We start from the raw sequence: 14313 nt of genomic DNA on the forward strand, positions 1-14313 counted from the left end.
TAATTTTGATTCTTTAATTCATTAGTAATAGCTTTTGATATGGATCCGACCAATGACGATAAAAATAAGCGGGACGATAGGGAAGGACAGTCGGTAGATTTGGACCGTTTGTTGGATGGTTTGCTGTTTGATACAAACATAGTAAGCTACTCCAAGCAAAAAAAAGAAGGGCTCAAAGACCTATTAAGTAAACCCCTTCAAGTTGAGAATTTTGATACGCAAATCCCTACGTATCTACGGACATTAATGGATGCTGCAAAGCATATTGATGAGAAGCTTGTTGATATTTACCGTACTTATGATCTTTCCAATCTTAAAATCAACTATAAAAAAGAGCTAAATCCACAGCAGTTAGCTGCAGTATGTACCCTAGATAAGCCCTTATTGGTTATTGCAGGAGCCGGTACAGGTAAGACGCGTGTTATTACTTATAAAGTAAGCTATCTAATTGAAAAGGGATTTGAACCAAACGAGATTTTGCTGCTCACTTTTACGAGGAAATCGGCTAATGAAATGCTTAACCGGGTACAAAAGTTGCTGCATGCAAAGTCTATTACGAACGTACTAGGTGGAACTTTTCACTCTTTTGCTAATTATGCATTGCGAAAGTACCATGCTTTAGTCGGCCTTCCACCAAACTTTACCATCATTGATGGCGAGGATGTGGTCGATATCATCAGCCTTCTAAAAACCGAATTAAACTTAACGCCAAAAAAAGGAAGTAAGCATTTTCCTAAATCAAGTACGATTCAGAGTATCTTCTCTAAAGCAAAGAATCATGAATTGGGTATTGAGAATGTTATTGCCGAATATTTTCCCGAATATGAGCGATTTGTAAAAGACTTTCAGCGAATTTATACTTTGCTCGCTGCATACAAGCAGCGGTCGAACTTAATGGATTACGATGACTTGATTGATATATTACGTGATAAACTAAAAACTAATACGCATTTCAGACAAGTGCTACAGGCGAAAGTAGCTTACATTTTAGTAGATGAGTATCAAGATACAAACAATATTCAACGCGAGATCGTGGAATTGTTATCACAAAAAGGAAACATAACGGTTGTCGGTGACGATGCACAAAGTATCTATTCATTCCGTGGAGCTAACTTCGAGAATATTCTTCGTTTCCCACAACATTTTGAAAATTGTGGGGTAGTAAAAATTGAGGAGAACTATCGGAGTACACAACGCATTTTGGATTTTACAAACAAGCTGATGGAAAGTGCTCGGATCGGTTTTAAAAAAGAATTATTTTCTCGATTACATAAGGGACGAAAGCCTCGCATAAATCGGTTAGTCGATACGACCGAAGAAGCGGCTTATATTGTGGACACCATCATGACACTGAAGGAAAATGATTTAGAATATTCTGATTTCGCTATATTAAGCAGAGCCTCATGGCAATCCAATTTTGTACAAGCAGAATTGATGAAGAGGAATATTCCATTCATTGTAGTAGGAGGAATAAAATTCGGTGAAAGAAGACATGTCAAGGACATGGTGTCCTTCCTAAAAATTATGATGAATCCGATGGACGCCGTGGCCTGGCATCGTATTCTAAAGTTGCTCGAAGGCATTGGCGACGTACGCGCAAAAGAAATTATTGTTAAAATACATGAGCAACACGGTCGAATTGAAACTAATTTGTTTGAAGGGAAAAAGCATGGAGAACATTTAAAAGAACTTTTAGATCTATTTAATCGAATGCAGCAATTAGGTTCTGCACCCGTCGATTTAATTCCTCCGATCTATGAATTTTATAAACCGCTATTAAAACAATTGGAAGACGATTTTGACGCCAGAGAAATTGATCTTGAGATATTTGCAGAGATTGCAGCTAAATACGAAGATTTAGAGAAATTTTTAGCTGATTTTACGTTAGAGCCTCCATCCAACCGATATCAGGATAAGACTATACCCTTTGATGAAAGTGACGAAAAACCTCTTACGATTTCAACGATACATTCTGCTAAAGGTTTGGAATGGCATACCGTTTTTGTTCCGTTTGCCCTTGATGGTATCTTGCCTTCGGTAAGATCAATGGCATCTTTAGAAGAAATAGAGGAGGAGCGACGTTTATTTTACGTCGCTTGTAGCAGAGCCAAGGAAAATTTGTTTATCACGATGCCAGCTTATGTTTCTTCTTGGGACGCTGTATTTACAAAACCGAGTCGATTCTTATACGGCATATCAGACAACACATACGATATCATTAACGAATGACGTATGTATTTCGGAAGATTTTGTTACTCGATTGAGAGACGGATTACTCTGTCGTAATCTGTCTTGTGAATACATTTATGTTGTGCCTAAATGATCCTTATGATACAGCTCTTGATTAAGATAAAAAGCCGTCAAGCTTAAATTGTTGTCTACACCTATTTTTTTCATGATAGATTTTCGTATTTCCTCGATCTTCCTTTTGGTGGTAAATAGCTGATAGGCTATTTCCCTGTTGGCATGACCGCTCATAATTAACTCCAATACGTCTCGCTCTTTTTGATTAAGCAATTCCATTTTGGATGAAAAAAGCGTTGATGAACCCAAGCTACCAAGTTTCTGAATAAACTGCAAGGATATACTGGGTGCTACATATTTGTTTCCCTTGATTATGTATTCGATAGCGAATAACAGCTCTTCTTCCGAAGCGTTATCCATAATTACACCGGCTATTTGTTGTTCGAGCGATTGCGTAACCAGGGATAAATCGCTAGACGACAAGATGGCAAGCATTCGGGACCTCAATGATAGGGATTCCATCTTTTTCAAATACCGAATATCGTCTTCATTATTCAGTTCAAACAAACAAACATCTGCCAGTTCGTCGTAAGACTCATCTCTCAACAACAATAAATTCTTCTCTTCCTTTAACATGGCTTGTAAGCCGGTTTTTAATAGCGGATTCTGAATTCTTAATTTGATATTCGCGTTCATAGCTTAAGTAATAAGGTAAATGTACTGTGTTATGATTTAACATGTTGATTTTTAAATTGTTTTTTATTTTTTTTTAACATGTTAGTTACGCTCTATTTTCAGCTTCGTAGAGCGTCATCACCTTATTACTTGCCAATTTTAATTGTTGTTTGTGTTGTGAAAGAAGAAAGCGCGCATCAGAAGGGAGTTCTTCCAATTTTTCTGCATAATCATAGGCTTCGTAAATTATATTTTCGCCTTCTATGCAACTTTTAAGAATTGCTCGTCTCTTGTCTTCGCTGAACAAAGCCTTCATATCCATCCAACTTCGAAAAAACTCGCCTTCAACGGTCGCCCTATCGTTTGCCTTTCCACCGGTTCGCTCGAGCTCATCCTTTAATTCGGTAAGGAATTGATAGCTTTGCGTTATAAAATTGTGAAATTCTGATTTTAAATCAGTATCATTATCATCTAATTCCTGAATAGCATTTTCGTATCCAGCTATTCGGTCATTATTAAGCTGTATTAGGTCATTCAACAGAGGTGTTTTCGCTTCGAGATTTTCCATATGTATATTCAAGCGAAATCCATGCCGTTACGTCTTTCTATCGAGTGACTCCAGGGATTTTGTTTAAGAGGCATATTGCCCGAATCGTACCAGTAATATGTAAAATTTAATACACTTTTAAAATGTTTAGAAACACATTTAACGAAAGCAAAACAGCTACCTTGAAATAAAAACATAAAGTAAGATAAGCAATAAATAATAGCCTTAATAAACCCCATTTGAATAAACCCCATTTGTCTTTATATAGAACAGGGATAAATGGCCGGGTTGAGATGAGCTATTCGTCTGCTCCTTTTTTTTTCGACTTATTGATTCCTTTTGCATCTCCTATAGAATGTGATTGATGAATATCTGATTCCTGTTTGGCCTTATCCGCCAGCTTTTCGTAAAATTTATGGAGCATATCTAGCTCTTCCTCTGTAAAATCTTCAACGTCCACCATACGGTTACTCGCTTTTTTATTCGCGGCAACAAGTTCATTTAACTTTAGCTGGATTGCCCTTGAGTCTTTGTTTTGTGACTTTTGAATCAAAAACACCATCAAAAACGTAACAATTGTAGTTCCTGTGTTAATTACAAGCTGCCAAGTGTCAGAATATTTAAAAATCGGCCCGGAGAGCCCCCAACCGATGACAATTCCAAAGGCTATTCCGAAGGCAGTAGAACTCCCTGTCCAGCCGGTTATTTTATCGGAGAATTTTTCAAAAAAATTATTAGTTGACATATAAATCTTTTTTATGATCTGTATACAGAACACCTTATTCTGTGGGATTCTTCTTAAGAACATAGAATAGGAATTGAAAGTTTTCGAATACAAACGAATTAAGTACTGCGATAACCAAGAAATAAAAAAATGGACTGCTATGGTCAACCTTAAAAGGTAAGCGCCGCGGCGAGAAAACAGGTTTTATGCAAATTATGGACCGACCGAAATGATTGGTATGGTTTTATGTGTTGTATAGAAAAGTGGATTAGTTATTATGTCAAGACGACGAAAACACTGGCATTTTTTATTTTAAAAGCCTTTAAACACCAGCAAATGAAATGGGTATATTAATTGTTTCATTATAATAAAAAGTTTTTATGATGTTCAAAGTGGCAATTGCGATAGGTTCGTTATTCTTTATACTAAGCTGTAACGAACAAGAACGAAACAAATACAGAAATAGACCTTTGAGCATGGAGGATTCTATTGCCAACAAAATGGAAGCTGACTCGGGAATTTTGGAGTCTGAAGATAAAGCCTTTGTGAATGCAGTTATAAGGTCTGGAATGGGAGAGATCGAAGCGGGTAAGTTGGCGAGCGAGAAGTCTAGGGATACAGCCATCCAAAGTTATGCTAAACTGTTGATTACACAACATCAACAATTGACTAAAGACATGAAGGATATTGTAGCAGAGAGACGAGTGCAAATCCCAGAAAGTTTAGATGACGCACACACAGACAAGCTTAATCGCCTAAGAAGTAAGTCGGGGAAAGAATTTGAAAGTGCTTTTTTACAACAAATGATCGAAGACCATACAACGTCGTTAACCTTATTTGACCAAGCTGGAGCGCATGCTAAGGATGTACATATACAATCATTTGCTAACAAAAACATACCCATTATAAGAAATCACCTTCAAATTGCGAAGAAACTAAGCAGCAAGCTTAATTAACTAGCTAAATATTCAAACCCATTAAAAAGACAATGATTATGGACACCATATCGAGAGAGCAATTTCTAGGGTTGGCAAATGTAAAAAGCGATCGCTGTATCACCATCTACATGCCAACCCACCGTTCCGGTTTTGAAGTGAACGAAAAACAAGACCGGTTATTATATAAGAATATATTGAAGAATGTGGAAAAGCAGGTTCTTGATTCAGGCGGAGACAAAGCAGACATACAACAATTGCTTAAGCCAAGCTATGAATTGTTAGATGATAAGGAATTTTGGTATAAACTGGATTATGGTTTGGCGCTATTCATCACAGCAGACTCTTTTTTGGTCAAAAAACTACCCATATCAATAAAAGAGGAAGTCTATGTTAATAACACCTTTTATCTCACACCTATTTTCCCGCTACTTAATAATGATATACATTTCTATGTACTAGCCATTAGTAAAAACGCAACGGCTTTTTATAAAGGGACTGCCTTTTCTATTGAAGAACTGAGCATTGAGGGTTTACCAAGAGGTATGGACGATGTCATCCATTTTGAAGAGAAAAGTGGCCAGAGGTTGTTCAGAGCAGGAGGGAGCCCAGCAACCGGCATAGGTAGTGCTCATGGGCATGACGCTGGACTCGCAGATGAAGAAGAATATGTGGCAGCTTATTTAAAAGAGGTCGATCAAACATTATGGAAGGAAAAATTGGGAAATGAGAAAGCGCCTTTACTATTAGCCGGGGTAGCATATATGGCAGCGAAATATAGACAGATCAGTCGGTATGGAAATATTGTACCTGAATATTTAGCCGGTAATTACGAGCGGGTAGACACCCACATCATTTTTGAAAAATCGAGAAATATGATGATCCCTTTTTTGAAGAAACCGGCCAGAAGCGCGTTAGCAAACTATTATAACAATCTTGGAGGAGGGACCAGCTGCGACGACTTTTCGAAAGTCATTACAGCCAGTTTTTTCGGACAAGTAGAAAACCTTTTTGTCAAAGAACGAAGTCATGCATGGGGAAAATTTGACAAGGATCGTAATCAAGTAACGCTCCATACCGAAAAAGAATATGGTGATGAGTGTCTTGTTAATCAAGCGATCATTCATACTATTCAGAACGGTGGAAATATATATGTGTTATCCGAAGAAGAAATGCCCGACGCAAAATTGCTCGTTGCAAGCCTCCGTTATTAAGGTTGTATTTCGCCTACGCGCATAATTTGCGTGACTAAATTGAATGTCACGATCGCAGTTAATGAAAACATGATATGTGCAAAAAATAAACCTAGGTAAAAATGAGCATTTATACCAAGAGAGATTAAGTGTTTCTTTAAGGTAATTCTAACGAGCAAAATACTCGCTAATCCATGGGCGGCTCCAAATAGAAGCGCCGTTATTACATCAAATCTTCCTACGTCAAGGCGCCATAACAGATAATAAACGCCAACGAAAAAGACCCCCAACAAATAACACACAATAAAGCCTATGTATAAACGATAGGACATTCCCGTGGGCCTCGTTTCCTCCTTACGCGTTTCAATTAGTAAATAACTAAATAATTCGGTTAGCGTAATTCCCCTTTGACTAACCGTAACGTATAGTTTTTGTACGAGTACCATCAGTATGGTTGCGCTCAATCCGGATAATATGAGTTTAATAAAAAGCATTTTATGAAATTTTATTTTGTCAAGCAATGATTATTCCTTTATGCTAAGCAAAGGGCTGTTTACCCCTGTTAGCACATTAGCAGTTGGTTGTCAAGAAGATATCTGCTTTTGCAAACAGGCCTATTTACTTTTTAGGACAGCTTGAAAACCAGACCGGTTTTGTATATCGATCTCATTATAAAATCGTCCTTATTTCTAATGCTCTGCTAATCTAACAACTACAGAGCTTTTTCTTTTTTACCTTACGTAAAACAAATTCTATTCTTTTTTTAGGTATATGTCTTGTTTCTTTATAAGAAACGAAGGTTAGAAAAATTTAATTATAAGTATTGATTGCTATCTCTTCGTCAAGCAGCATGGCGTCTGCCACGGTACAATGTTTTAATCAGTTGTACTACGTAAGCAAAATAAAGATACTGATTACAGGGAATTTCAATAGCATATTATCCAGAATAATTATGAAGAAGAGAATTGCATTTATAAGCGAACATGCCTCACCCCTTGCCGTGTTAGGCGGAATAGACAGTGGAGGACAGAATGTGTATGTTACGGAGCTCGCCAGACAGCTCGCCAAAGACGGCTATGCTATTGACATTTTTACACGAAGTGATTGCGATAGACTACCTCGAATAGTGCAACTGTTTCCGGATGTAAGAGTTATCCATGTCAATGCAGGGCCACAGCAAAGCATACCAAAAGAACAATTATTTGACTTCATGGAGGCCTTTAAGGACGACATGATCACCTTTATTGAATCAGAAGGAATAAATTATGCTTTAATACACGCCAACTTTTGGATGTCGGCATGGGTTGGTCTATCCCTAAAATTGAGATATCGTATTCCATTGGTTGTGACGTTCCACGCCCTGGGTAAAGTTCGGCGATTACATTTACAGGAAGATGATAAATTTCCTCAAGAACGAGTGACTATTGAAGAAAATATCGCGAGAGAAGCCGATTGCATTATTGCTGAATGTCCACAAGATAAACAAGATTTAATTAGCATGTACAACGCTAATGCGAAACGAATAGCCGTTGTCCCTTGTGGTTTTAATCCCACGGAATTTTATCCTATCGATAAAATGTACGCACGTATGCTTTTAGGACTTCAGAATGATGAAAAAATTATTTTACAATTAGGACGCATGGTTCCGAGAAAAGGAGTGGATAACGTAATCCATGCGCTAAAATACTTAAAAGGGGATTTTAAACTAAGACTTCTGGTTGTAGGAGGAGAAGGAAACGCTGAACAATTTATGGCCAGTGCTGAATTGAAGCGCCTTCAGAAAATCGTAGAAGAGGAAGGTGTTTCCTCATACGTCGAGTTTGTTGGACCAAAGAAGCGAGAAGAATTGAAATATTATTACAGTGCAGCAGATGTTTTTGTTTCCACTCCGTGGTACGAGCCCTTTGGAATTACACCTTTGGAAGCAATGGCCTGTGGGACACCTGTAATCGGTTCAAACGTAGGAGGCATTAAATATAGCGTTGTAGATGGAGTGACGGGCTATTTAGTACCGCCTAAAAAACCTGTTGAATTGGCAAACAAGATACAAAGGCTTTTGAAATCGGAGGGTGGTTTAATGGGATTACAGGGTATCGATAGAGTAAATCATCTTTTTACCTGGCGGAACGTCAGTAATGCGATTATGATGATATATGAGTCGCTTATTGATCCGGATTTTATTGTTTATAGAGATGAGTCGCAACTTATAGCACATGCGTTTGAAGAAGCGGCTTCCACATTTCAGTTCTCAGCCGCTCTACTTTCGCCTGCTATCCTGGAAGCTGGCAGTGTTATCTGCAAAGGCTTTTCAAAGGGCAAGAAGATGCTAATATGTGGCAACGGAGGAAGTGCGGCAGAGAGCCAACATTTCGCTGCAGAGCTTGTAGGTCGTTTCGACATTGAGCGAAGGCCAGCTCTTCCAGCCATCGCACTTACTGCCGATACGTCTACGTTAACGGCATGGGCAAACGATTTTTGTTTCGAAGAAGTATTCGCGAGACAAGTCGAGGCCCTTGGTAATAAGGGCGATATCTTGTTTACAATTAGCACAAGCGGTAACTCAGAAAACATATTGCACGCAATAAAAAAGGCTAAGGAACTGGGAATGATCTGTATTAATTTACTGGGGAAGAAAGGAGGAGAAGCCTATCGTTTCGGAGATGTTAATATCATTGTCCCTTCCGATAGTACACAACGCATTCAGGAAATACAATTACATGTTATCCATTCGATCTGCACGTTGATTGAACAACGTATGTTTTCGTCGGAGGGATTGGTCCGCGAGACCGGTGAATTAAGGGCAACTACTAAGCGATTAATGAAAAACCGGGATGAACGCTTAGGATACGCGGTTTTAAACACCAACGCATATTATCTGACAAAACAACATCATGCAAGTTAATAGAAAGGCAGTGTTCTTAGATAAAGACGGAACGATCATACCAGACATTCCTTATAACGTCGACCCAAATAGAATTACCTTTGAAAAAGGGGTTGTCCGAGGTTTAAAGGAATTAGCAGCTAACGGTTTTGTCTTTATCATCATAACGAATCAGTCCGGGGTCGCAAAAGGTTATTTCACGGAAGATGAGATTTTTGAGGTAAAAAAAGCATTGGCCCGACTGTTTATTGAAGAAGGATTACCACCTTTTGAAGGGTTTTATTTCTGTCCTCATCATCCTGACGGTATTGTCTCTCGTTTTTCCTATGCATGCAACTGTAGAAAACCCCGGCCCGGATTGCTTGAGCGGGCTGCCGAAGACCATCACATTTCACTAAGTCAATCTTGGATGATAGGTGATATCTTGAATGATGTTGAAGCAGGAAATCGTGCAGGATGTAAAACCATACTTATAGATAACGGCAATGAGACAGAGTGGATGGTTGATGGTTATTATAGGAGACCATACTATGTTGCATCTGATTTTTTAGAAGCTGCTAATAGAATTATAACTCATTTAAGTACAGTAGATCATGAGCCAAAGATTAATAGATTTAGTCCATCAGTTTAAAGAAAAGAAAGTACTCGTTATTGGCGATTTTATTTTAGACGTTTTCATAAACGGAACGACTAGCAGGATCTCTCCTGAAGCTCCGGTTCCTGTAGTGGATGTGCAAAAAAAGATGCTATGCTTGGGTGGGGCCGGAAATGTAGCTGCAAATCTTCAGGCGCTAGGAGCTACGACGCTCCTTTGCAGTGTCATTGGAGAAGACCTTTATGAATCGTCTGTAAAGCCTTTATTAAAGCAGCATAAAATTCAAGAACAATATCTGGTGCATGATAATAAAAGAAGAACGGAAGTGAAAACACGTATTCTTGCAGATCAACATACGATTGTTCGTTTTGATGAAGGTGATCACTGTTCCCTGAGCGAATCTTCAGAATCGCTTCTGATTGACCTCTTAGCGGATGCATATCAAGCTTGCGATGCTGTAATAATTGCCGATTATGAAAAGGGCGTAATCAGTGCACGCGTAATCGCTGCATTGATTCAGCTACAGACGCGTTACCCAAGGTTCATAGCGATCGATTCCAAGCGATTGTTTTCTTTTAGCGCATTGAGGCCGACTGTGGTGAAGCCAAATTATAAACAGGCCCTTAATTTACTTAATATAGAAACTATGCCTGATAGGATTGCGCAGGTAGACCAAATTTCCAAGCAACTCATCGAAAAAACGAGGGCTAAATATGTTGCTCTTACCTTGGATTCGGATGGTGCTGTTTGGATCGAAAGAGGGCAAAAATCCTTACATCTACCGGCCGATCCCGTTTATAATCCAAATGTCTGTGGGGCAGGAGACACCTACCTGGCTACAGCAACTTTGGCACTTGTTTCCAATGCTGAGAAGATAGAAGCCGCCCAAATTGCGGCCATCGCTTCACATTGTGTAATTGAAAAGTCGGGAACCTCCGTTTGTCATGCAATAGATATTGTTGATAAAATAGTGAATAAGACAAAAATTTTAACTTCTACGTCGTTATTGACTAGCCTTACAGATCAACTTAAGGCAAGGAATAAGCGAATTATTTTCACGAATGGCTGCTTTGACATCATGCATTGCGGGCACACACACTACCTACAGGAAGCAAGAAAAATGGGCGATGTACTAATTGTTGGTGTAAATTCCGATGAAAGCGTGCGCCGTTTAAAAGGAAAAAGCAGACCGATTAATATACTGAGAGATCGAATGCATGTTTTAGCAGCATTCTCATCAATTGATTATATCATAAGTTTTGGTAATGAAAATGATGAAGATAACCCGGCAAATTTAATACGGGCATTGAAACCCGATATAGTGGTGAAGGGCGAGGACTATAGAAACAAACAAATGCCCGAATTGCAAGCTATAAATGAAGTTGGTGCAAAATTGGTGCTCTTACCTTTTACACATGGAAAGTCAACTACCAACATAATTAGACGTATCCAGGAAAATTCATCTCCAAACCAAGTCACCAAAATGAAAGCTTAAATGACTACATGGCATGGCTGTAAGAATATACTCGTGATTCGAGCAGATAATACAGGAGACGTGCTCATGTCGTCTCCCGCAATCCGAGCGCTTAAAGATAGCTTTAATTGTAGGATTACTTTGTTAACATCAACAGATACATCAAAAGTCGTTTCACTGTTGCCTATGGTTGATGAAACCATTGCAGTCGATTTGCCCTGGGTTAAGTTAAAAGCCAATCATGCAACTCATATAGTGGAAAAACTAGTTTCACAATTGAAAGTGGCATCGTTTGATGCTTGCGTGATTTTTACCGTTTACAGTCAAAGTCCGTTACCCGCAGCAATGTTAGCATGGATGGCGGGAATTCCGAGACGTCTAGCATATTGTCGAGAAAATCCTTATGAGCTTTTAAATGATTGGATTCCTGAGAAGGAACCCTACGAACTTATTAAACCTCAGGTCGAACGTGATCTCGACTTAGTTGAGCGTGTTGGGGCTGTAGCAAAGGAGAAAAAAATAACAGTAGCGATTAAGGAAAATGCCATTTCAAGCGTAAGAATCAAACTCGAAGCTTTGGGAATAAATCTATCGAAACCTTTCATTGTACTACATCCAGGTGTGAGTGAAGAAAAAAGGCAGTTTCCCGAAGAAAAATGGGAAGAGCTCGCTAAAGAAATGTTAAAGCTATTAGATACGCAGATTGTGTTTTCCGGCTCGGATAGTGAAAGTTCAATAACAAACCGCTTGAAAGATCGTGTGAAAGATAACTCTTTTTCAACCGGAGGCCTTTTCCGTATAGATGAGTTTGCAGCACTTCTCCAAATGTCCAAACTTGTCATATCTGTCAATACAGCTACCGTCCATTTAGCGACGGCCGTTGAGACTCCTCTAGTTGTACTTTATGCTCAAACAAATCCACAACACCATCCTTGGATGGGTAATGCACGCGTGCTTGAATATAGTATTGATGAACAGATCAAAAGCAAAAATGAAGTTATTCGCTATGTTGATCGAAAATATTACGCTGACTACTTGCCTTTACCATCGGTGAATGATATCATGCAAGCGGTATTGTCCATGTGGTGATTTTATATATTACACAACACTGTATTGTTGAAATGTTGAAGCACCTTTTCGACATTTGGCTTTCTTTGACAATCTATTATTTGCTGCCTTGTAGGAGTTAGGGGGCCCCACCGATGAGGTTCACCATCCATACTAACGACCACTGCAGGCACCTGCAGTGCATAGGCTATATGGGCTACCCCTGTGCAGTTGGATAATAATCCCCTCGCTTGTTTAAGTAAAAGGGCGATCTCATCTAAATCTGTTTGACCGACAAGAAATAATGGCGGGCGGTTCATATGCGCTGATAGTTCGTTAGCAATCGTTTCTTCCTCTTTTGTCCCCGTAATAGCGACATCATAACCCGCTTCTAAACAACGGTTGGCTATTTGCGCAAAGTACTTTGGATTCCATCTACGAGATTCGCCACGCGACCCGGGATGTATACAAACGAAATTCCCCGGCGTTAAATGGAATTTTTCGCAGATATGACGATCGTCTTTTAGAAGCGGAAATTCGAGTTGTTTACCTGCATCAGGTATGCCGAGATGATGCATCAAGTATAAGTGCCGTTCAATCTCATGCAAGTGTTCAGGATAGGGAACAAAATGTTCATTGTTTGGTCGAAAGAGTGAATCCTTGAAAAAGCCAGCCAATTTATTTGCATCAAATAATGAAACGAGTGCATTAACATAGGTGCCATTTCCCTGCATTTGTATTACCAAATCAAATTTACGCCTCTGCATATCTTGTAGAAAGGCCAAAATCTTTTTCGGTTCAATGGGCTGCTCAGGCAGCCCCGGATAGCCGGGGAAGGGAATGAATTCATCAATATAATTGGCAAAACGATGTTGCAGATGTTGTGTACCCGGCAGTCCTATCCAAGCAATATGCGCATTCGGATACGCTTGTCTTAATGAGCGTATTGCCGGTATCGCACATAAAAAATCTCCTAATTGTAAGGCTCTGAAAATTGCGATTGATTTCATTTTCCGATCTTAATATTATAAACGGTTCGGTATTTAATAGAACCATACAGCTGCCAAAAAATAGATAAGTACGGTATTAGTATTGAAGTAAAAACCATTTCTGCAATATGAGAGGGTGATTTACTGGTTCCTCTCAGACGTATTAAAATAAATTTAGCGGTAAGAAACAACCAAAAACTTAGACTGGCAAAAAAGGCCCACTTCAGGTTCACATGCCATAAGAGAACCATGGAAATCAATAGCAATAAAAGACTGTAATATAAAGCATTTGTTGGATGGCCGATTCGGGCTTGATAGAGACTTGGAAATTTCTTTGCCAATAACGCATTATATATGCCTTTCTTTTGTTCTTTTATGCTAATTCCCCATTTGGCCTTTCTAGCTGGATGAATAACAACGGCTTTGTTAAGTTTTATTATTGGGATTTTTGCACGGAGAAGCTTAAAATGCAAGTCGCTGTCTTCTCTCCATGCCATTTTAAATCGTTCGTCAAAACCTCCGACATGGTATAGCGCTTGTTTTGTACAAATACAATTAGCCGTGATAAACTCTGCAACCTCCAATTGTGCCGTATTCCTTTCAAAATCTGTCGGGCTCTCGGGGGTTGGTACATACACTGATCCTGTATATACGATTTTCTCCTCACCGTTATAGGCGTCAAAAATTTCCTGAAGCCAAAGTTCATCGGGAATACAATCATCATCAGTGAACGCAACCAGGTGTCCATCAGCGTATAACCATCCTAGGTTTCGGGCTGCAGCCGGTCCTTTTTTGCATTCAGTATAAAGATAAGTTATACGATTTTCAAAAGCGGTATTAAACGTAGCTACCAGCTCTTCCGTTTCGTTGTCATAACCATCACCCACCACAATAATGTCATATAAACGCTGATTAAGTGTTTGTTTAGTCAAAGCGTCTAGACATCGTGACAATAACATCGTTCTTTGGTAAGTCGGAATTACTACAGTTATCCTAAACATATCCATAC

At 39.1% G+C, this 14313-nt stretch carries 13 protein-coding genes; 7 read left to right on the forward strand and 6 right to left on the reverse strand.

Translation table 11 applies throughout. The features are described 5' to 3' along the window. The first annotated feature begins 39 nt into the window (after positions 1 to 39). Entirely contained in the window at positions 40 to 2229 is a 2190-nt protein-coding gene (locus M1D52_RS12395) for an ATP-dependent helicase (protein WP_437360892.1), read from the forward strand. A gap of 75 nt (positions 2230 to 2304) precedes the next feature. Here M1D52_RS12395 and M1D52_RS12400 read toward each other — a convergent pair whose 3' ends face one another. The 3 genes from M1D52_RS12400 to M1D52_RS12410 form a co-directional block, all read right to left on the reverse strand. Then, complete coding sequence (locus M1D52_RS12400) at positions 2305 to 2940, reverse strand: LuxR C-terminal-related transcriptional regulator (RefSeq protein WP_041387569.1); 636 nt, start codon at positions 2938 to 2940, stop codon at positions 2305 to 2307. A gap of 85 nt (positions 2941 to 3025) precedes the next feature. Next, positions 3026 to 3487 (reverse strand): ferritin-like domain-containing protein, encoded by a 462-nt coding sequence (locus tag M1D52_RS12405; protein WP_130855877.1) that lies wholly within the window; start codon positions 3485 to 3487, stop codon positions 3026 to 3028. 277 nt (positions 3488 to 3764) lie between these two features. Further along, positions 3765 to 4211: a low affinity iron permease family protein gene (locus M1D52_RS12410; protein ID WP_437392704.1), complete on the reverse strand. Its 447-nt coding sequence runs from the start codon at positions 4209 to 4211 to the stop codon at positions 3765 to 3767. Positions 4212 to 4570: 359 nt separating this feature from the next. Here M1D52_RS12410 and M1D52_RS12415 point away from each other — a divergent pair, with 359 nt between their 5' ends. Beyond that, positions 4571 to 5146, forward strand: coding sequence for a DUF4142 domain-containing protein (locus M1D52_RS12415; RefSeq protein WP_013667085.1), 576 nt, complete (start codon positions 4571 to 4573; stop codon positions 5144 to 5146). 38 nt (positions 5147 to 5184) lie between these two features. Then, entirely contained in the window at positions 5185 to 6339 is a 1155-nt protein-coding gene (locus M1D52_RS12420; RefSeq protein WP_013667084.1) for a baeRF7 domain-containing protein, read from the forward strand. Here M1D52_RS12420 and M1D52_RS12425 read toward each other — a convergent pair. Further along, complete coding sequence (locus M1D52_RS12425; protein WP_437392705.1) at positions 6336 to 6812, reverse strand: hypothetical protein; 477 nt, start codon at positions 6810 to 6812, stop codon at positions 6336 to 6338. The genes M1D52_RS12420 and M1D52_RS12425 overlap by 4 nt on opposite strands. Before the next feature lie 458 nt (positions 6813 to 7270). Between M1D52_RS12425 and M1D52_RS12430 the strand changes: the two genes are divergently transcribed. From M1D52_RS12430 to M1D52_RS12445, 4 genes are read left to right on the forward strand one after another with little or no spacing between them, the layout of a single operon-like run. Continuing rightward, the gene (locus tag M1D52_RS12430) at positions 7271 to 9220 is read left to right on the forward strand and encodes a glycosyltransferase (RefSeq protein WP_437392706.1); all 1950 of its coding nucleotides are present in this window, start codon (positions 7271 to 7273) and stop codon (positions 9218 to 9220) included. Next, positions 9210 to 9830, forward strand: coding sequence for a D-glycero-alpha-D-manno-heptose-1,7-bisphosphate 7-phosphatase (locus tag M1D52_RS12435; RefSeq protein WP_013667081.1), 621 nt, complete (start codon positions 9210 to 9212; stop codon positions 9828 to 9830). The genes M1D52_RS12430 and M1D52_RS12435 overlap by 11 nt, the downstream gene beginning before the upstream one ends. Beyond that, positions 9793 to 11289 (forward strand): D-glycero-beta-D-manno-heptose 1-phosphate adenylyltransferase, encoded by a 1497-nt coding sequence (rfaE2, locus tag M1D52_RS12440; RefSeq protein ID WP_437392707.1) that lies wholly within the window; start codon positions 9793 to 9795, stop codon positions 11287 to 11289. Before M1D52_RS12435 ends, rfaE2 begins: the two co-directional genes overlap by 38 nt. Then, positions 11290 to 12357: a glycosyltransferase family 9 protein gene (locus M1D52_RS12445; RefSeq protein ID WP_013667079.1), complete on the forward strand. Its 1068-nt coding sequence runs from the start codon at positions 11290 to 11292 to the stop codon at positions 12355 to 12357. 2 nt (positions 12358 to 12359) lie between these two features. Here M1D52_RS12445 and M1D52_RS12450 read toward each other — a convergent pair whose 3' ends face one another. Next, positions 12360 to 13325 (reverse strand): glycosyltransferase family 9 protein, encoded by a 966-nt coding sequence (locus tag M1D52_RS12450; RefSeq protein WP_013667078.1) that lies wholly within the window; start codon positions 13323 to 13325, stop codon positions 12360 to 12362. Next, on the reverse strand, positions 13322 to 14311 hold the full coding sequence (locus tag M1D52_RS12455) for a glycosyltransferase family 2 protein (RefSeq protein WP_013667077.1): 990 nt from the start codon (positions 14309 to 14311) through the stop codon (positions 13322 to 13324). The genes M1D52_RS12450 and M1D52_RS12455 overlap by 4 nt, the downstream gene beginning before the upstream one ends. Between the last annotated feature and the right edge of the window lie 2 nt (positions 14312 to 14313).

It is taken from the genome of Olivibacter sp. SA151, from assembly GCF_054130995.1.